Here is an 18,429-nt window from a genome sequence, read left to right as displayed (position 1 = left end):
GGGAGCGCCGCCGGGGCGGGGCGCGCCGCCGGGGCGGTCACCGGCACGCCTGCACGAGGCGGCGGGCGGCGTGCGGCCGGCCGGCCCAGTGGACGTGCAGGTAGGAGGCGTGCACCCGACCGTCGACGAAGCCGTGCGCCGCGCCGTCGAAGCGCCACGCCGGGGTGTCTCCGTGGCCGGGGTCGGTGACGGTGCGGTGGAACTCGTGGCCGCGTACCCGCTCGCCGGCCCGGGTCACCGGGGAGTCGGCGGCGGCCACCGCCTCCCGGTAGCCGAGGGTGAGCCGGCCGGTCATCCGGGCGGTCAGGTCCAGCCGCCCGCACATCGGCGCGCCGTCGAGGGAGCGGCCCAGGTAGAGCAGGCCGGCGCACTCGGCGACGACGGGCCCGTCGAACGCGGCCAGCTCGGCGCGCAGCGCGGCGTTGCCGGCGAGCGCGTCGGCGTGCGCCTCCGGGAAGCCGCCGCCGATCACCACCGCGCGGGTGCCGGCCGGCAGGCCGGGGTCGCGCAGCGGGTCGAACGGGGCCACGGTCGCCCCGGCCGCCGCGAGGAGCTCGGCGGTCTCGGCGTACGAGAAGGTGAAGGCCGCCCCGGCGGCGACCGCGACCGTCGGTCCGCCGGTGCTCGCCGGGCCACCCACGGCCACGGTGCCGGGCGGACCGCCGACGGCGGCGGTGCTCGCCGGGCCACCGACGGCGGCGACCGGGTCCCAGGCGGGGGCGGTCAGCGGCGGGGCGCTGCGGGCCAGGTCGAGCACCGCGTCGAGGTCGACGGTGGCGGCGACCAGGTCGGCGAGGGCGGCCACGACCGCCAGGGACTCCGGCGCCCGCTCGGCGACCGGCACGAGACCCAGGTGGCGCGACGGGGCGGCGACCTCCACGGACCGGCTGACCGCCCCGAGCACCGGCACCCCCACCTCGGCGAGGGCGTCGCGCAGCAGCGTCTCGTGCCGGGGCGAGCCGACCCGGTTGAGGATGACCCCGCCGACGCGCACCCGCTCGTCGAACGCGCGCATGCCCAGCACCAGGGCGGCGGCGGAGCGGCCCTGGGCGGTGGTGTCGAGCACCAGCAGCACGGGGGCGTCGACGAGGGTGGCGACGTGGGCCGTGGAGGCGTACCCCCGGCGGCCGACCGCGCCGTCGTGCAGGCCCATCACCCCCTCGATCACGGCGACGTCGGCGGGCGTGGGGACGCTCGCGCCGTGGCGCAGCAGCGGCGCGACGCGCTCCGGCCCGACCAGCCACGGGTCGAGGTTGCGGCCCGGCCGGCCGGCGGCGAGACCGTGGTAGCCGGGGTCGATGTAGTCGGGGCCCACCTTGTGCGGGCTGACGGTCAGGCCGCGGCGGCGCAGCGCGCCGAGCAGGCCGGTCGCCACGGTCGTCTTGCCGTGGCCGCTGGCCGGGGCGGCGACCACCACCCGGGGCAGCGCCCACCCGGTGCTCACCATTCGATGCCCTTCTGGCCCTTCTGGCCGGCGTCCATCGGGTGCTTGACCTTGGTCAGCTCGGCGACCAGGTCGGCGGCGGCGACCAGGCGCGGGTCGGCGTCGCGGCCGGTGATCACGACGTGCTGGAAGCCGGGCCGGTCCGCCAGGGTCGCCACGACCTCGTCGACGTCGACCCAGCCCCACTTCATCGGGTACGTGAACTCGTCGAGCACGTACAGGCCGTAGCGCTGCGCGGCCAGGTCGCGCTGGATCTGCCGCCAGCCCTCCAGGGCGTCGGCGGCGTGATCGGCCTCGCCGCCGCGCTGGATCCACGACCAGCCCTCGCCCATCTTGTGCCAGGCGACCGGCGCGCCCTGGCCGGTGCGCTCGTGCGCCTCGCCGAGGGCGCGGAAGGCGTTCTCCTCGCCGACCCGCCACTTGGCGCTCTTGACGAACTGGAACACCCCGATCGGCAGCCCGGCGGTCCAGGCGCGCAGGGCCAGCCCGAACGCGGCGGTCGACTTTCCCTTCATCTGCCCGGTGTGGACGATCAGCAGCGGCCGGTGCCGCCGCTGCCGCGTGGTCAGCCCGTCGGCGGGCACCCGTTCCGGCCTACCCTGCGGCATCAGCGCACACTCCTGTCCTGCTGGCTCGTCCCGCCGGCTCTCCGCGATCGTGCAGTTGCGGCCCCCGCTTGCACCGCTTTCGCCCCCTTCGTCCGGGCCCGAAGTGCAAGATCGCTGTGCGTGAGGGCCGTGAGGGGGTGGTGTGGGGCGTTGAGGTGGGTGGCCAGGCGGCGGGCCAGGTGCAGGCGGACCGGGCCGGACTCGCAGTCGACGACCACGCACGGAGCGCCGGTGGCGGCGAGCAGCGCCGCCGCGCGGTCGGCCCGCTCCAGCGGGCGGGGCCCGGCGGTGGCCCGGCCGTCGGTGAGCACCAGCACCAGGGGACGCCGCTTCGGGTCGCGCAGCCGCTCCACCCGCAGCAGCTCGGCGGCGGCGGCGAGGCCCTCCGCGAGCGGGGTGCGCCCGCAGGTGGGCAGGTCGGCGAGGCGGGCGGACGCGGCCAGCACCGACGACGTCGCCGGCAGCAGGGTCCGCGCGCCGACGCCCCGGAACGCGACCACGGCCACCTTGTCCCGCCGCTGGTAGGCGTCGGTGAGCAGGGCCAGCACGGCGCCCTTCACGGCGGACATCCGCTCGCGCGCGCCCATCGAGCCGCTGGCGTCGACGACGAACAGCACGAGGTTGCCCTCGCGCCCCTCGCGGACCGCCTCGCGCAGGTCGGCCGGGCGCAACCGCAGCGGCCCGCCCGCCCGGCCCCGGGCCGCCTGACGCCAGGCGGCGGCGCGGATCGTCGCCGGCAGGTGCAGCGGGCCGGGCCGGCCGGCGCGCGGGGTCCGCGCCCCGGTGGTGCGGCCCCGGCCGGTGCGGGCCCGCGACCGCCGGCCGGGCACCCCGTCGCCGACGCCGGGCGCGGTGAGCAGCCGGGCCGTCAACCCCCGCTGGGGCACGGCCACCCGCTGCCGCCCGCCGCCCCCCTGCTCCCCGGGCCGGTCGACCGGCTGATCGGCGGGCCGGTCGTCGGGCCGACCGCCGGGCTGGTCCCCGCGCCGGGCTGCGGGCTGGTCCCCGGGCTCTCCCGGATCCCTGGTGTCGGCGGTCGACCCGGCAGTGCCGTCGCCGGAGCCGGAGCCGTCGCCGTCGTGCCGGCCGCTCGCCGGGCCGCCACCCGCCGTACCGTTCCCGGGGCCGCCGCCGCCCGCCGGGCCACCGCCGTCCGGGCCACTCCCGTCGGGACCGCCGCCGCACCCGGGGCCACCGCCGCCATCCGGGCCGCCCCCGGGGCCGCCGCCGTCGCCCGGGCCGTCACCGTCGGGGGCGGGCGGGTCGTCGTCGGGGTGCGCGTCGGCGGCCCGCCGCAACGCCTCGTCGAGGCGGTCCTCGTCCAGCCCCGGGGCGTCGAACGGGTCGCGGCGGCGGCGGTGCGGCAGGGCAAGCCGGGCGGCGACCCGGACGTCCTCGGCGGTCACCACCGTCCGGTCCTGCCAGGCGGCGTGCGCCACCGCGGCGCGGGCGGTGACGATGTCGGCGCGCATCCCGTCCACGTCGAACGCGGCGCACACCTCGGCGATCTGGCGCAGCGCGGCGTCGGGCAGCCGCACCCGGCCGAGCCGGTCCCGGGCGGTGGCGACCCGCCGGGCCACCTGGGCGTCGGCGTCGGCCCAGCGGGCGGCGAACCCGGCCGGGTCGGCGTCGGCGGCGAGCCGGCGGCGCACCACCTCCACCCGCACGGCCGGGTCGCGGCTGGCGGCCACCTCCACGGTCAGGCCGAACCGGTCCAGCAGCTGCGGGCGCAGCTCGCCCTCCTCCGGGTTCATCGTGCCCACCAGCAGGAACCGGGACGCGTGGCTGACCGACACGCCCTCCCGCTCGACGTGGTTGCGGCCCATCGCGGCGGCGTCGAGGAGCAGGTCGACGAGGTGGTCGTGCAGCAGGTTGACCTCGTCGACATAGAGCACGCCCCGGTGGGCGGCGGCGAGCAGGCCGGGCTCGAAGGCGCGTACCCCCTCGGCGAGGGCCCGCTCCAGGTCCAGCGAGCCGACCACCCGGTCCTCGGCGGCGCCGACGGGCAGCTCGACCAGGCGGGCCGGGCGACGCTCGACGAACGCGGCCGCGCGGTCCGGGCCCGCCGCCTCCACCGGGGATGGGCCATCGGGGGCGGCCGGGTGCCGGCCCGCCACGGCGGCCGGGTGCGGGCCGTCGGGGCAGGACGGGTCCGGTGCCGCCGGGTCGCAGGCGAACCGGCAACCGGCGACCTGATCGACGGGCGGCAGCAGGGCGGCCAGGGCCCGCACGGCGGTGGACTTCGCGGTGCCCTTCTCGCCCCGCACGAGGACCCCGCCGATGGCCGGGCTGACGGCGTTGAGCAGCAGCGCGAGGCGCATGTCGGCCATGCCGAGCACGGCGGAGAAGGGGAACACACTCATTGCCGGTCCTCCAGGTCGCCCTCGCTGGCCAGGTACGTCTCGCGGAGCCGGTCGAGGGTGGCCGGCTCCGGGGCGGCCCACATCCCCCGGTCGGCGGCCTCCAGGAGCCGCTCGGTGATGCCGCGCAGCGCCCACGGGTTGGACTGCTCCAGGAACGCCCGGGTGGTGTCGTCGAAGACGTACTCGGCGGCGAGACGCTCGTACATCCAGTCGTCCACGACGCCGGCGGTGGCGTCGTAGCCGAACAGGTAGTCCACGGTGGCGGCCAGCTCGAACGCGCCCTTGTAGCCGTGCCGGCGCATCGCGGCGATCCACTTCGGGTTCACCACCCGGGCCCGGAACACCCGCCGGGTCTCCTCGCCGAGGGTGCGGGTGCGCACGTCGTGCGGCATCGCCGAGTCCCCCACGTACGCGGCGGGGGCGACGCCGGTGAGGTGGCGCACCATCGCCACCATCCCGCCGTGGTACTGGAAGTAGTCGTCGGAGTCGACGATGTCGTGCTCGCGGGTGTCCTGGTTCTTCACCGCCACGGCGATGCGGGCGAAGGAGCGTTCCATGTCGGCGCGGGCCTCCCGCCCGTCCAGGCCGGGGCCGTACGCGTAGCCGCCCCAGACGGCGTACACCTCGGCGAGGTCGGCGTCGCTGCGCCAGTTGCGGGCGTCGATCAGCGGCAGCAGCCCCGCCCCGTACGCCCCCGGTTTGGAGCCGAAGACGCGGGCGGTGGCCCGGCGCTCGTCGCCGTGCTCGGCGAGGTCGGCGGCGACGTGCGCGGCGACGTAGTTCTGCTCGGCCGGCTCGGCGAGGGCGGCGACCCGGCGCACCGCGTCGTCGATCAGCGCGACGACGTGCGGGAACGCGTCGCGGAAGAACCCGGAGATGCGGACGGTGACGTCGACGCGGGGCCGGCCCAGCTCGGCGAGCGGCACCACCTCGACGCCGGTGACCCGGCGGGACCGGTCGTCCCAGGTGGGGCGGCAGCCGAGCAGGGCGAGCACCTCGGCGACGTCGTCGCCCTGGGTGCGCATGGCGCTGGTGCCCCAGACGGTGAGCCCGACCGACCGGGGGTAGGCGCCGGTGTCGGCGAGGTGGCGGGCCAGCAGCGAGTCCGCGAGGGCCACGCCGACGTCCCAGGCGTTGCGGCTGGGGATGGCCTTCGGGTCGACGGAGTAGAAGTTGCGGCCGGTGGGCAGCACGTTGACCAGGCCCCGGGTGGGCGAGCCGGACGGGCCGGGCGGCACGAACCGGCCGTCGAGCGCGCCGAGCACCCGGTCGACCTCGTCGGTGGTCCGCGCCAGCCGGGGCACCACCTCGCGGGCGGCGAAGCGCAGCACGTCGGCGGCGTCGGGGATCGCCCGGCCGGCGACCTCCGCGACGACGGCATCGACACGGTCGGCGATGGCGTCGGTGGTGGTGCTGGCGACGGCGTCGGTGGTGGTGCTGGCCTCGGCGGCGGCCCAGCCGAGGGTCTCCATGGCGACGACGAGGCGGCGGGCCAGGCCCTCGATCAGGTCGACGGCGTCGGCGGCGGTGCCGGCGGGGCCGTCGGCCACGGCGGTCAGCTCCTTCGGCACGGCGATGCGCCGTCCCGGCTCGGCGAGCAGGGCGGCCTCGTCGAGGCCGTACGCGGCGGCGAGCGCCTGGCGCAGGCCGGGCAGGGCGCGCACCCCGCCCCACACCTGGGGGGCGCGCAGCACGGCGAGGACCAGGTTGACCCGGGCATCGCCGGTGGGCGCGCCGCCGAGGACGTGCAGGCCGTCGCGGATCTGCACGTCCTTGACCTCGCACAGGTACCCGTCGAGGTGCAGCACGAAGTCGTCGAAGTCGTCGGCGGCGGGCATGTCGGCGGTGTGCAGGTCGTGGTGCAGCTCGGCGGCGCGCACCAGGTCCCAGATCTGCGCCCGCACCGTCGGCACCTTCGCCGGGTCGAGGGCCTGCACGGTGGCGTACTCGTCGAGGAGCTGTTCGAGCTTCGCCAGGTCGCCGTACGTCTCGGCGCGGGCCATCGGCGGCACGAGGTGGTCGACGACGACGGCGTGGGCGCGGCGCTTGGCCTGGGTGCCCTCGCCGGGGTCGTTGACGATGAACGGGTACACCAGCGGCAGGTCGCCGAGGACGGCGTCGGGGGCGCAGTCGGCGGCCAGGCCGAGGCCCTTGCCGGGCAGCCACTCCAGCGTGCCGTGCTTGCCGAGGTGCACCACGGCGTCCGCGCCGAACCCGCCGTCGGCCTCCGGCGCGGCCAGCCAGCGGTACGCGGCGAGGTAGTGGTGGCTGGGCGGCAGGTCGGGATCGTGGTAGATGGCGATCGGGTTCTCGCCGAAGCCGCGCGGGGGCTGGATCGCCAGCAGCACGTTGCCCAAACGCAGGCCGGCGAGCACGACGTGGCCGTCGTCGACGTACAGCTCGCCGGGCGGCTCGTCCCAGTGCTCGCGGATCCGGTCGCGCAGCCCGGCCGGGACCGCGTCGAACCAGCGCCGGTAGCTTGCCTGCGGCACCCGGGCGTCGGCGGCGGCGAGCTGCTCGGGGGTGAGCCACTCCACGTCGTGGCCGCCGGCGGCGATCAGGGCGTGGATGAGCGCGTCCCCGTCGTCGGGCACCGGCCGGTCCCCGAGGTGGTAGCCGGCGGCGGCCAGCGCGGCGAGCAGCCGCACCGCCGAGGCGGGGGTGTCCAGCCCGACGGCGTTGCCGACCCGGGAGTGCTTCGTCGGGTAGGAGCTGAGCACGATCGCCAGCCGCTTGTCGGCGTTGGGCACGTGCCGCAGCCGGGCCTGGCGCGCGGCGATCCCGGCGACCCGGGCGGCGCGCTCGGGGTCGGGCTCGTAGACCGACAGCCCGTCGGCGTCGATCCGCTTGAACGAGAACGGCACGGTGACGATCCGGCCGTCGAACTCGGGGATGGCCACCTGCATGGCGGCGTCCAGTGGGGACAGGCCGGCGTCGCTGCCGGCCCACTGCTCGCGGGTGCTGGTGAGGCAGAGCGCCTGCACGATCGGCACGTCGAGGGCGGCGAGCGCGCCGACGTCCCAGGCGTCGTCGTCGCCCCCGCCGGAGGCGTCGGCGGCCACGGTCCCGCCGGCGGCGAGCACGGTGACGACGAGGGCGTCGCAGCGGGCGAACAGCTCCAGCGGCCCGTCGCCGGGGGCGAGCCCGCGCAGCGAGCCGCAGAAGATCGGCAGGGGGTTCGCCCCGGCGGCGTCGACCGCGTCGGCGAGGGAATCGACGAAGGCGGTGTTCCCCGCCAGGGCGTGCGCCCGGTAGAAGACGATCCCGACGGTCGGCCGCTCGGGCTTGTGGGGGCGCTCGCCATGGACGCCGTGCCCGGGAGTGGGCGCGGGCGGGGCGAAGCCCTCGCCGGTGAGCAGCACCGTGTCGGAGAGGAACCGGGCCAGCTCGGCGAGGTTGCCCGGCCCGCCCTCGACCAGGTACGCCAGGGCCCCGGTGGCCACCCCGGAGGCCACGGTGGACGCGGCCATCAGCTCGGCGTCGGGGACCGCCTCGCCGCCGAGGACGACCGTCGGCACCCCGGAGCCGAGCACGGCCGCGAGGCCGTCCGGCCACGCCTGCCGGCCGCCGAGCAGCCGTACGACGGCGAGGTCGACGCCGTCGAGCAGCGCCGGCACGGCGTCGGCGGCGACCCGGGCGGGGTTGGCCAGCCGGTAGCCGGCGCCACTGGCCCGGGCGGCGAGCAGGTCGGTGTCGGCGGTGGAGAGCAGCAGGATGCGCACGGAAGGCTCCGGAGAGTGACACACCGGGCGGCGGGTGGGCCGCCGGCGGGCAGGCAGGGGCGCGGGTTCAGCGGGTACGGCAGGCCTGCGGCCGGTTCACCGGCGACGGCCGGGGCGCCGGGCGCGCAGCATGGCGCGGTACGCGGTGCGCGGGCTCAGGTGCGGCGACGGGGCGCGGGCAGGCTGCCGCGCGCCAGCAGGCGGCGACGATGGTCGTCGATGTGCGAGACGCCGTGCGTCATCGGGTCCTCCTCGGGTGTCCACGCCCTGGGGTCGCTCCGACGGCCGAAGTATCCTGGCTCCCGGATCGACGCTCTCCCCCGGCCTTCCAACCGCAGACACACGGCCGTGACTCACGAGGGGGGATCGCTCCCCGGTGACAGTGGCGGGACCGCGCCGGAATCGCACCGGCTTCCTTCACTGCCGTCAGGCCGCGAATGCTGCCACACCCGACCGCCGCCGGTCAACGCCGGGCTCCCGGCCACTCCCACCCCGCTCGACATCGAGTGACGCCAATGGCTCAAGGAATCGGATGCGGCACAAGCAATTGTCGTACGCCGATGGCTCCGGGTCGCTTCGCGCGTCTTTTCCCGCCGACCGACCCGCGGATTGGTCAGGCTGATTCCGATCATCACCCGCTCGCGCGAGACGGGAATTGCCCGAAGGGAAACCGATCAGGTGGCGACGCAGGTCATCGTGCTCAACGGCGGCTCCAGCTCGGGCAAGTCCGCGATCGTCCGGTGCCGCCGGCCATGCTGGGTTCCCCCGCCGGGCTGAGCTTCGGCCGGCGGGGCGAGGTCGACGTCGGGGAGGACTTCCTCGCCGTGCAGCACGCCTGGCTGGTCGGCATCGCCGCGATGGCGGGCGCCGGGGCGCGGATCGTCCTGGACGAGGTCTTCCTCGGTGGCGGCGCGTCCCAGGAGCGCCTCCGCGGCTACCTGACCGGTCTCGAGGTGCTGTGGGCCGGGGTGCGCGGTGTGCCCCGGCCGTCGCGGCGGGCCGGTGCGCGCCGACGCGGGTCCGTGCGCCGGCCCGGCGGGTCAGTGCGCCCGGCGCTCCGGGTGCGCCCGGTTCCAGGCCCGCATGCGCTCCGGGTATCCGGTGCGCGCGGCCTCGTACAACGGCACGGCGTGCCGTTGGGCGATCTTCGCGGCGGCCCGCGGCGACCCGGTCCGCCGACGGATCCACTCGCCGTCGTGGGCGATCGCCATCACCGTGGTGTCGGTCGCGGTGGTCTCCGGTTCCAGATAGAACTCCACCCCCCGGCGGCTGCGGACGAAGGCCTCCAGGGCGGCGAGGTCGTCCGGCGTCGCCTCGCGGTCGAGCTTCGTCGGGGTTCCGTCGGCGGCGGGTCGGCGGCGGCTGAACCAGCCCATGCCCGGCTCCTCTCCTCGGCGTACGCTCCAGTGGACCACCCCCGCCCGGCAGCCTGCTGGACGCGGGATGAGAGGAAGCTGACCCCGCCCGGGCCTCCCCGTACACTCGCCCGGTGGTGGCGTGGCGGGCGGTGGCGGCGCGGGACAACGCCGACTGGTGCGACCTGGTCGGCCGGGCCCACGGCCTCGCGGGGGCGCGCGACACGGACGCCTGGACGGTGCCCCGCCGCTCCCCGCCGTGGTATCCGGACGCGGTGACGCTGCGCCCCGGCGTGGACGCCGCCCGACTGCTGGCCCGGATCGACGCCGGGCCCGGCGCGTCGGTGAAGGACAGCTTCGCCGACCTGGACCTCGCCCCGCACGGCTTCCGGGTGCTCTTCACGGCCGAGTGGATCCACCGCCCGCCCGCCGGGCCGCCCGCGACACCGCTCGTCGCGTCGCCCCTCACGCCGCCCGGCACGCCGCTCGTCGCGCTGCCTGGGGCGGGCCCGACGGCGCTGGCTCCGGTCACGTCGGCGCGAGGGCTGGCCGCCTGGTCCGCCGCAGCCGGCAGCGAGGCCCTGCACCGGCCGGCGCTGCTGGCCGACCCGCGGGTGACGATCCTCGCCCGGCGCGCGGGCGACGGCGCGGTCACCGCAGGCGCCGTGCTCACCGACTGCGGCCCGGCGGTCGGGGTCTCCAACGTCCTCGCCGCCGACGGGGATCTCGCCGGGGTGTGGCGCGGCGTCGTGGCCGCCTGCCCGGGCCGACCGCTGGTCGGCTACGAATCCGGCGGCGGCCTGCCGCCGGCCGAGGAGGCGGGTTTCCGGCGGGTCGGTCCGCTGCGCGTCTGGCTGCGCCCGGACCGCCACCGCGACCCGGACCGCCACCGAGTGACCACTCTGCGCAACCGCCGCACACCGGCGCGCTCGCCCGTGCACCCGCCTACCCCTCCGTCACCACCAGTTTCGCCCCTCCCACTCACATTCGGCCCTTTGCTCTGCACCCACCGACGCAGCATCTCGGTCGAGCTGGCCGAATAGTAGATCACGAATGAATGACGACGCACCGACGCGGTCACGCTGCGCGAGCAATGCGTATGTGGGTGCAGAGCAAAGCGCCCCGATGGGTTAGTGCCTTCCGGCACCGACGACGACCGGCGAATCACCTTGCGTAATGAGGGCGGCTGAGGAGCAGGCGGCTCCGGCGGCCGATCCCGTGACCGGCGGTGGGCGGTGGCCGGGGCCCGTGGCCGGCAGTGGGGGTCGACGGTCGGCACGGGACGTCGCCCCGTGGGTCGGGGCTAGGCCGGGCGACTGCGCGTGCCGGCCGGCGGCCGGAGCACCGGGACCAGGGCGAGGGCGGGCACCAGGAGCAGCGGCACCAACAGCAGCGCCCGCAGGGTGCCCACGTGGTCGCCGAGCAGGCCGAGCAGCGGCGGACCGCCGAGGAAGGCCGTGTAGCCGATCACCCCGACGACGCTGACCCGGGCCGGCGCCCCGTCCTCCTGGTCGGCGGCGGCGCTGAGTCCCACCGGGAAGCCGAGCGACGCGCCCAGCCCCCACAGTGCGACGCCGACGATGGCCACCGGCCCGCCGCCGGCCAGCACCGCGAGACCGGCACCCACGACGGCGAGCAGGATGGTGCCGAACAGCACCGGCGCCCTGCCCCAGCGGTCGATCGCCACCGTTCCGGCGGTGCGCCCGATGGTCATGCCGACCACGAACACCCCGAACACGGCGGCGCCGGCCGCCTCGCTGAGCCCGTACCCGTCGACGAAGGCCACGGCCAGCCAGTCGTTGGCGCTGCCCTCGGTGAACGCCATCACCAGCACCAGCAGGCCGATGAGCAGCGTGCGCGGCTCCCGCCAGGCGGCGAGCAGCGACGCGCGCCGGGCCGAGGCGGCTGCCTTCTCCCCGCCGGCCGGCGCGGTGCCGGCGCTGGGGAGGAACGTCCGGACCCCGAGCAGCGTGCCGACCAGCACCACCACCGCGAGGACGCTCAGGTGCGCGGCGATGGGCACCCCGACCCGCGCGGCACCGGCGCCGATCCCCGCCCCGGCCACCGACCCGAGGCTCCAGGCCGCGTGGAACCGGGGCAGGATGGTACGCCCCAGCCGCCGCTCGACCGTCGTACCCTCGATGTTCATCGCCACGTCGCAGGTGCCGGCGCCGTAGCCGAAGGCGAACAGGCCGACGGCGGCCCCGGGCAGGAACCCGGCGGCTCCGGCGGACGTGCCGGCGACGGCCAACCCGCCCGAGACCAGCGCGGTGCCGAGGAGCACCGCGCGGGCGGTGCCGAGGCGCTGGGCCACCAGCCCGGCGGTCGGCATGGCCAGCAGCGAGCCCACCGACATCGACAGCAGCAGCAGGCCGAGCCCTCCGGCGCTGAGGTCCAGCGCCTCCCGGGCCGCCGGCACCCGGGCGAACCAGGTGGCGATCGCGAGCCCGTTCAGGGCGAACACGGCCGCCACGCCGTTGCGGGCGGACAGTACCTCCCGTTGCGCGCCGGCCCGACCGGCCTCCGGCTCGGCGGGCGGTGCGTCGGTGCTGCTCACGGCGAGTTCCTCTCGGTTCCACGGGCGTCGACCGCCCATTGGACACCCTGGCGCGACAGCACCGATCATGACCCCCGCCCCTTACCGTCATCCGGACCGGCCCACTACCGCAAGGCGGCGGGTGCCGGGGTCACACGGCCGGTAGGCCGAGGGCCTCGTCGACCCGGCCGAGAACGGCGGCGTCGTCGTCCACGCCGACCCCGCGCAGCAGGTCGATCGCGGTGGCCCGCACCTGACCCACGATCATCGCCAGCGGCAGCGGCTGGCCGGAGGCGAAGAGCCGCCCGGCGCCCCGGACCGCGTCCAGCGCGGCGGTCTCGGCGCGGCCGGCGTGCTCGTCGGCGGCGGTATCGCGACCGTCGAGGTCGGCGGCGAACGCCTCCCCGGCCGCCTGCACGGCGTCGGCGAGGCAGCGGACCGCCCCGCCGAGGTCGGCCGGCACGGGGGTCGCCAGCCGGGTGAGGGTCACCCCGGCCCGGGCCAGCACCCGCACGTTACGCACGGCGTAGTCGATCTGCCCGATGGACGCGTCGACGGTACGCAGCCGGCCCAGGTGCCGGCGGCGGCGTACGTGCAGGGTCAGCGCCTCCCCGGCGGCGAGCACGGCGTCGCGCAGCCGCTCCACGGCGGCGTCCATGCCCCGCGCCCGGTCCAGGGCGGCCAGGGCGGCCTGCTCGTCGCGGCCGTCGAGGGCGTCGGCGACCTCGTGCAGCAGCCCGGCGAGGTCCTCGAAGGTCTGCCGGAACTCGGCGACCAGCGGGGCGAGCGGGCGGCGGGCGTCGACGAGCTGGCTGGCCACGAGGGCCACCGCCCCGCCGATCAGCGCGTCGACGAACCGGAACGGGATCAGCGACTCCGTCGGCGGGGCGACCACCACGAGGTAGAGCGCGGAGACGGCGGCCTGCACCACGGAGACGCTGCTCGCGCCGAACGCCACGGCCAGCACGATGGTGAGCAGGATGACGGTGAAGACCGTCCAGCTGGTGCGCGGCCCGAGGGCCTGCACCACGACGTCGGCGACGAGCACCCCGGCGGCGACGCCGAGCACCACCTCCACCGCCCGGCGCATCCGCTGGCCCCGGGCCTGCCCGAGGACGATGAGCGCGGCGGCCGGGGCGAAGAAGGGCTGCGGGTGCCCGACCAACCGGGTGGCCAGCACCCAGGCCACCGTGGCCGCTACCGTCCCCTCCACCACCGGCAGCCAGCCCTGCCGGACCCGAGCGGCGGCCTCCCGGAACCAGCTCCACCGCACCATGGCCGCCTCCCCTGCCCGTCGCACCACCGCCCATGGTGCTCCTCGGTGGAAGAGGCGGCCCGACGAGGGCGCCGGGTGAAGCTACCCGCCGGCTGACCGGCGCGCGGCGGCGTACTCCTCGGCGGCGAGGAAACGGGCGAGCACCTCGGCGGTGCCGGGGGTGTACGGCCGACCGTCGATCAGTTCGTCGGGCGCGACGAAGAGCATCGCCGCTCCCTCCCCGAGCACCACGTCCTCCTGTCTGGCCGTCGTTCCGGCCCAGAAGTAGTGTTTCACCCGGTCGCTCTCCAGCCCATCCTGAACGGCGTAGAGCCGCAGGGCGGAGGCGGGGCCCAGCCCGGTCTCCTCGCGGAGTTCCCGCAGGGCGGTCTGGTCGACGGTCTCCCCCGGCTCGCGGTGTCCTCCCGGCAGCGCCCAGACGTTCGGGTGGCGCGGCGCGTTGCCGTCGCGCAACTGCAGCAGCACCCGGCCGCCCCGGTCCACCAACAGCACGCACGCGATCTCGATCACCCGTCCAGCCTAGGCTCGCGCGCGCCCTCGTCCGCCCCCGCACGGCCGGCGGACGCGCGGGGGCGGACGGGTTGCGGTCAGGCCACGTGGGTGAGGTGGGCCGTGATCGCGGCGGCGAGGATCTCCGGGCCGGGGCGGGCCCAGAGGGCGGCGTGGAAGACCTCCACCTCGATCGCCCCCCGGTAGCCGGCCGCGTCGACCGCGTCGCGGAACCGGCGCATGTCGACGCAGCCCTCGCCGGGCAGCGCCCGGCCCAGCAGCACGCCCTCCGGCAGCGGGGTGATCCAGTCCGCCACCTGGAACGCGGCGATCCGGTCCCCCGCGCGGGCGATCTGCCGGAACACGGTGTCGTCCCACCACAGGTGGTACGTGTCGACCACCACCCCGACCGCGCCCGGGTCGTACCGCTCGGCGATGTCGAGGGCCTGGCCGAGGGTGGAGATCACGCACCGGTCGGCGCAGAACATCGGGTGCAGCGGCTCGATGGCCAGCCGCACCCCGGCCGCCTCGGCGTGCGGCACCAGCTCGCCGATCGCGTCGGCGACCCGTTCGCGGGCGGCGTCGACGTCGCGGCTGCCGGCCGGCAGGCCCCCGGAGACCAGCACCAGCTCGCGGGTGCCGAGGGTGGCGGCTTCCTCGATCGCCCGCAGGTTCTCGTCGCGCCAGCCGTCGGCGGTGAAGAACCCGCCCCGGCACAGCGACGTGACGGCCAGCCCCGCCTCGCGGACCAGCCGCGCCGCCCTCTCGACGCCGTATTCGCGCACCGGCTCCCGCCAGAGCCCGACGCCCGGCACCCCGGCAGCCACGCAGCCGGCGACCAGTTCCTCCAGGCCCCAGCCGGTGGCGGTGGCCTGGTTGAACGAGAACCGGGCCAGCCGACCGCCGAACCGGTCGCCCGCTGAGCCGTCCACGGTGATCGCGGCCGGCCCGTCGGCCGTGCGCGCCGCCGGCCCGCCCGGCGTGGCCAGCGCCGGCCCGTCCACGGCGGTCACTGGGGCACCCCGGCGACCGTGAAGTAGGCCCGGGCCCGCGCGGCGGCCAGCTCGGCGTCGGGCAGCAGCCCGGCCGCGTCGGCCAGGACGAGCAGCCGGGCCAGGTGGGCCGGCGACCGGCCCGCCTGCTGGCCGCCGACCATGGTGAAGTGGTCCTGGTGGCCGGTCAGCCAGGCCAGGAACACGATGCCGGTCTTGTAGTGCCAGGTCGGGGCCGCGAAGAGGTGCCGGGCCAGCGGCACGGTCGGGGCGAAGACCTCGTCGTACGTCGTGAGGTCGCCGGCGTCGAGGGCGGCCAGCGCGGCGGCGGCGGCCGGCGCGATGGCGGCGAACACCCCGAGCAGCGCGTCGGAGTGGCCCGCCTCGTCGCCCCGGATCAGCTCCGGATAGTGGAAGTCGTCGCCGGTGTAGAGGCGCACCCCGGCGGGCAGCCGGCGGCGCAGGGCGACCTCCCGGTCGGCGTCGAGCAGGGACACCTTGATCCCGTCGACCTTCTCGGCGTGGTCCTTGATCAGGTCCAGCACGGCGTCGGCGGCGAGGTCCAGGTCGGCCGAGCCCCAGTAGCCGGTCAGCGCCGGGTCGAACATGTCGCCGAGCCAGTGCAGCACGACCGGCTGGTCGGAGGCGGCCAGCAGGTGGGCGTACACCTGCTGGTAGTCCTCGGGGCCGCGGGCGGCGGCGGCGAGGTGCCGGCTGCACATCAGCACCGGCCGGGCCCCGGCGGAGAGCACCTCGGCGAGCTGCTCGGCGTAGGCGTCGCGGATCTGCGCGATGCTGGCCGGGCCGACGGGGAGCTGGTCGGTGGCGACCCCGGCGACGATCCGGCCGCCGGCGGCGCGGGCCTCGGCGGCGCTGCGCCGGATCAGCTCGCGGGTCGCCGGGTAGTCCAGGCCCATGCCGCGCTGCGCGGTGTCCATGGCCTCGGCGACCCCGAGCCCGTACGACCACAGGTGATGCCGGAAGGCGAGGGTGCGGTCCCAGTCGACGGCGGCCGGGGCGCCGGGGACGTTCTCGGCGCGCGGGTCGGCCACCACGTGCGCGGCGGCGTACGCGATGCGGGAGGTCGCCGGGGCGGCGGGGCGGGGAAAGCCGCCGCTGCCGGTGAGCCGGTGCCGGGTGCCGTCGGGCAGGACGACGCCGCCGCTCATCGGCCCAGCTCCGGGATCTCGAGGCGGCGGTGCTCGCGGGCGGAGCGCAGGCCCAGCTCGGCGAGTTGCACGCCGCGCGCGCCGGCCATGAAGTCCCACGGGAACGGCTCGCCGGCCACCACGTGCCGCAGGAACGCCTCCCACTGCACCTTGAAGCCGTTGTCGAACTCGTCGTTGTCCGGCACCTCGCTCCACTGGGACCGGAAGCTCTCCCCGGAGGGCAGGTCCGGGTTCCACACCGGCTTCGGGGTGACCGAGCGGTGCTGCACGCGGCAGTTGCGCAGGCCGGCGACGGCGCTGCCCTCGGTGCCGTCGACCTGGAACTCGACCAGCTCGTCGCGGTGCACCCGGACGGCCCACGACGAGTTGAGCTGGGCGATGATCCCGCCTTCGAGCTCGAAGATGCCGTACGCGGCGTCGTCGGCGGTGGCCGGGTAGGCGCGGCCGGCCTCGTCGACGCGGCGCGGGATGTGGGTGGCGTTGACACAGGTGACGGCGCGGACCGGGGCGAACAGCTCCTCCAGCACGTAGTGCCAGTGCGGGAACATGTCCATCACGATGCCGCCGCCGTCCTCGGCGCGGTAGTTCCAGGACGGGCGCTGGGCGGGCTGCCAGTCGCCCTCGAAGACCCAGTAGCCGAACTCGCCGCGCACGGAGAGGATGCGGCCGAAGAAGCCGCCGTCGATGAGGCGCTTGAGCTTGCGCAGGCCGGGCAGGAACAGCTTGTCCTGCACCACGCCGGTGCGGATGCCGGCGGCGTCGGCGGCGCGGGCCAGCTCGACGGCGGCGGCGCTGTCCTCGGCCAGGGGCTTCTCGGTGTAGATGTGCTTGCCGGCGTCGATGGCCTGGCGGACGGCCTTCTCCCGCTGCTGGGTGAGCTGGGCGTCGAAGTAGATGTCGACGTCGTCGCGGGCGAGGGCGGCGGTGAGGTCGGTCGTCCAGTCGGTGAGCCCGTGCCGCTCGGCGATGTCGCGCAGCCGGCTCTCGTTGCGCCCCACCAGGATCAGCTCGGGCCAGATGCGGGTGCCGTCGGCCAGCGGCACCCCGCCCTCCTCGCGGATGGCGAGCAGCGAACGGACGAGGTGCTGGCGGTAGCCCATCCGGCCGGTGACGCCATTGACGATGATCCCTATCGGCCTACGGCTCATGATTCTCTTCCCTCTCTTCGGGCGGCCGGCACCCGCCCGGCGGGCAGGGACGGCCGTCGCGCCAGGCAAGCGCTTTCCTGGGAGCGTAGGGGGCCGCCGCCCCGCAGGGCAAGGGCTTTCCGTTGCGACTGCGGTAACCTGTCCGCGACCGCGCGGGGTCCGGCCGCGCGGGCGGACCATGAGGGGCGGCGGATGGCGACGCTGGCCGATGTCGCGCGGCGGGCGGGGGTCTCCCCCGCCACGGCGTCACGGGTGATCAACGGCAGCAGCAAGCCGGTCGCCGACGAGCTGCGCGAACGCGTGCTACGCGCCGTCGCCGACCTGCGGTACGTGCCGAACGCGCACGCCCAACTGCTGGCCCGGCCGCAGCGCAGCGTGGTCGGCGTCGTCGTCCACGACGTCTCCGACCCGTACTTCGCCGAGGTGACCCGGGGCCTGCAACGGGTCGCCACCGAACGGGGCCGCCTGCTGATCATCTGCAACAGCTACCGCGACCCCGTCCGCGAGCTGGAGTACGTGGAGCTGCTGCGCGGCCAGCAGGTGGCCGCGATCGTGCTCGCCGGGTCCGGCTACCACGACGCCGCGTTCACCACGCTGCTCAACGAGAAGCTCGCCGCGTACGAGGCGACGGGCGGTCGGGTCGCGGTGATCGGCCGGCACGACCACTTCGGCGACGCGGTGATGCCGGCCAACGCGACCGGCGGCGAGCTGATCGGCCGGGAGCTGCTGCGCCTCGGGCACCGGCGCGTCGGCGTGGTCGCCGGCCCCCGGGTGCTCACCACCATCACCGACCGGCTGACCGGGCTGCGGCGGGCGCTCGCCGAGCAGGGCGTCGAACTGCCCGACCAACGCATCCGGTACGCCGACTTCGACCGCGACGGCGGGGCCCGGGCCACGGCCGAGCTGCTGGACACCAGCCCTGCGCCCACCGCGATCGTGGCGCTGAACGACTCGATGGCCGTCGGCGCGCTCGCCCTGCTGCGGGCGCGCGGCGTGCGGGTGCCCGAGGACGTCTCCGTCCTCGGCTTCGACGACATGCCGATCGCCGCCGACGTCACCCCCACGCTGACCACGGTGCGGCTGCCCCTGGTCGAGATGGGGGTGCGGGCGATGGCCCTCGCCCTCGACCCGACCAGCGGGAGCCCTCGCGTCGAGACCCTGCCGGCGGAGCTGGTCCGCCGGGACAGCACCGGCCCGGCCCCGGCCTGACCCGGCCCGGCCCGCCGCGCCCCGGGCGGGGCTCAGGCCCGGCCGCCATGTCGGCGACATCGCGCGATCAACTCGCCGGGATACCGCAATGTCGCCGGCATGGAGTCGATCAACCCGG

13 protein-coding genes, 1 pseudogene and 1 riboswitch are annotated in these 18,429 nt (G+C 76.6%); of the genes and pseudogenes, 3 read left to right on the top strand and 11 right to left on the bottom strand.

The genetic code is table 11. From position 1 onward, the window contains the following. Positions 1 to 37: 37 nt before the first annotated feature. Genes GA0070558_RS09205 through cobN form a run of 4 tightly spaced genes read right to left on the bottom strand, consistent with a single transcriptional unit; the run spans position 38 to position 8,137 of the window. Entirely contained in the window at positions 38 to 1,447 is a 1,410-nt protein-coding gene (locus GA0070558_RS09205) for a cobyrinic acid a,c-diamide synthase CobB (RefSeq protein WP_091277674.1), read from the bottom strand. Continuing rightward, the gene (gene cobO / locus GA0070558_RS09200; RefSeq protein WP_091277672.1) at positions 1,441 to 2,052 is read right to left on the bottom strand and encodes a cob(I)yrinic acid a,c-diamide adenosyltransferase; all 612 of its coding nucleotides are present in this window, start codon (positions 2,050 to 2,052) and stop codon (positions 1,441 to 1,443) included. The genes GA0070558_RS09205 and cobO overlap by 7 nt, the downstream gene beginning before the upstream one ends. Further along, positions 2,052 to 4,415, bottom strand: a complete 2,364-nt coding sequence (locus GA0070558_RS09195; protein WP_091277670.1) for a VWA domain-containing protein — start codon at positions 4,413 to 4,415, stop codon at positions 2,052 to 2,054. Before GA0070558_RS09195 ends, cobO begins: the two co-directional genes overlap by 1 nt. Beyond that, positions 4,412 to 8,137: a cobaltochelatase subunit CobN gene (gene cobN / locus GA0070558_RS09190; RefSeq protein WP_091277667.1), complete on the bottom strand. Its 3,726-nt coding sequence runs from the start codon at positions 8,135 to 8,137 to the stop codon at positions 4,412 to 4,414. The genes GA0070558_RS09195 and cobN overlap by 4 nt, the downstream gene beginning before the upstream one ends. Positions 8,138 to 8,425: 288 nt before the next feature. Next, a riboswitch (cobalamin riboswitch) is annotated at positions 8,426 to 8,555 on the bottom strand. A 260-nt stretch (positions 8,556 to 8,815) separates the two neighbouring features. On the opposite strand from cobN, the pseudogene GA0070558_RS09185 reads away from it, so the two are divergent. Then, a pseudogene (locus GA0070558_RS09185) lies at positions 8,816 to 9,162 on the top strand (phosphotransferase-like protein); the annotation flags it as partial. 15 nt (positions 9,163 to 9,177) lie between these two features. On the opposite strand, the gene GA0070558_RS09180 reads toward GA0070558_RS09185, so the two are convergent. Further along, positions 9,178 to 9,513, bottom strand: a complete 336-nt coding sequence (locus GA0070558_RS09180; protein WP_043963412.1) for a hypothetical protein — start codon at positions 9,511 to 9,513, stop codon at positions 9,178 to 9,180. 113 nt (positions 9,514 to 9,626) lie between these two features. Here GA0070558_RS09180 and GA0070558_RS09175 point away from each other — a divergent pair, with 113 nt between their 5' ends. Next, positions 9,627 to 10,535, top strand: coding sequence for a hypothetical protein (locus GA0070558_RS09175; protein ID WP_256091835.1), 909 nt, complete (start codon positions 9,627 to 9,629; stop codon positions 10,533 to 10,535). A 260-nt stretch (positions 10,536 to 10,795) separates the two neighbouring features. Here GA0070558_RS09175 and GA0070558_RS09170 read toward each other — a convergent pair whose 3' ends face one another. From GA0070558_RS09170 to GA0070558_RS09145, 6 genes are all read right to left on the bottom strand, one after another. Continuing rightward, on the bottom strand, positions 10,796 to 12,088 hold the full coding sequence (locus GA0070558_RS09170; protein ID WP_091277665.1) for an MFS transporter: 1,293 nt from the start codon (positions 12,086 to 12,088) through the stop codon (positions 10,796 to 10,798). A 91-nt stretch (positions 12,089 to 12,179) separates the two neighbouring features. Next, a complete protein-coding gene (locus tag GA0070558_RS09165; protein ID WP_256091833.1) occupies positions 12,180 to 13,328 on the bottom strand; it encodes an FUSC family protein in 1,149 nt (382 codons plus the stop codon). Positions 13,329 to 13,385: 57 nt separating this feature from the next. Further along, positions 13,386 to 13,814 carry an NUDIX hydrolase gene (locus tag GA0070558_RS09160; RefSeq protein WP_256091832.1) on the bottom strand — a complete coding sequence of 143 codons (429 nt, stop codon included), beginning with the start codon at positions 13,812 to 13,814 and terminating at the stop codon, positions 13,386 to 13,388. 77 nt (positions 13,815 to 13,891) lie between these two features. Further along, positions 13,892 to 14,689 carry a sugar phosphate isomerase/epimerase family protein gene (locus GA0070558_RS09155; protein WP_091277829.1) on the bottom strand — a complete coding sequence of 266 codons (798 nt, stop codon included), beginning with the start codon at positions 14,687 to 14,689 and terminating at the stop codon, positions 13,892 to 13,894. A gap of 113 nt (positions 14,690 to 14,802) precedes the next feature. Continuing rightward, on the bottom strand, positions 14,803 to 15,954 hold the full coding sequence (locus GA0070558_RS09150) for a dihydrodipicolinate synthase family protein (RefSeq protein WP_091277661.1): 1,152 nt from the start codon (positions 15,952 to 15,954) through the stop codon (positions 14,803 to 14,805). Continuing rightward, positions 15,951 to 17,102: a Gfo/Idh/MocA family protein gene (locus GA0070558_RS09145; RefSeq protein WP_091277659.1), complete on the bottom strand. Its 1,152-nt coding sequence runs from the start codon at positions 17,100 to 17,102 to the stop codon at positions 15,951 to 15,953. The genes GA0070558_RS09150 and GA0070558_RS09145 overlap by 4 nt, the downstream gene beginning before the upstream one ends. Before the next feature lie 192 nt (positions 17,103 to 17,294). Here GA0070558_RS09145 and GA0070558_RS09140 point away from each other — a divergent pair, with 192 nt between their 5' ends. Next, positions 17,295 to 18,311 (top strand): LacI family DNA-binding transcriptional regulator, encoded by a 1,017-nt coding sequence (locus GA0070558_RS09140; RefSeq protein WP_091277657.1) that lies wholly within the window; start codon positions 17,295 to 17,297, stop codon positions 18,309 to 18,311. Positions 18,312 to 18,429 lie beyond the last annotated feature (118 nt).

Origin of the sequence: Micromonospora haikouensis (assembly GCF_900091595.1) — a bacterium.
GTDB classification, from domain to species: Bacteria; Actinomycetota; Actinomycetes; order Mycobacteriales; family Micromonosporaceae; genus Micromonospora; species Micromonospora haikouensis.
This window is presented reverse-complemented; position numbering and strand designations above follow the sequence as displayed.

Coding starts and splice junctions, on each gene's coding strand:
- GA0070558_RS09145 (WP_091277659.1), bottom strand. CDS start 17,102: ATGAGCCGTAGGCCGATAGGGATCATCGTCAATGGCGTCACCGGCCGG.
- GA0070558_RS09150 (WP_091277661.1), bottom strand. CDS start 15,954: ATGAGCGGCGGCGTCGTCCTGCCCGACGGCACCCGGCACCGGCTCACC.
- GA0070558_RS09195 (WP_091277670.1), bottom strand. CDS start 4,415: ATGAGTGTGTTCCCCTTCTCCGCCGTGCTCGGCATGGCCGACATGCGC.
- GA0070558_RS09170 (WP_091277665.1), bottom strand. CDS start 12,088: ATGGGCGGTCGACGCCCGTGGAACCGAGAGGAACTCGCCGTGAGCAGC.
- cobO (WP_091277672.1), bottom strand. CDS start 2,052: ATGCCGCAGGGTAGGCCGGAACGGGTGCCCGCCGACGGGCTGACCACG.
- GA0070558_RS09180 (WP_043963412.1), bottom strand. CDS start 9,513: ATGGGCTGGTTCAGCCGCCGCCGACCCGCCGCCGACGGAACCCCGACG.
- GA0070558_RS09205 (WP_091277674.1), bottom strand. CDS start 1,447: ATGGTGAGCACCGGGTGGGCGCTGCCCCGGGTGGTGGTCGCCGCCCCG.
- GA0070558_RS09140 (WP_091277657.1), top strand. CDS start 17,295: ATGGCGACGCTGGCCGATGTCGCGCGGCGGGCGGGGGTCTCCCCCGCC.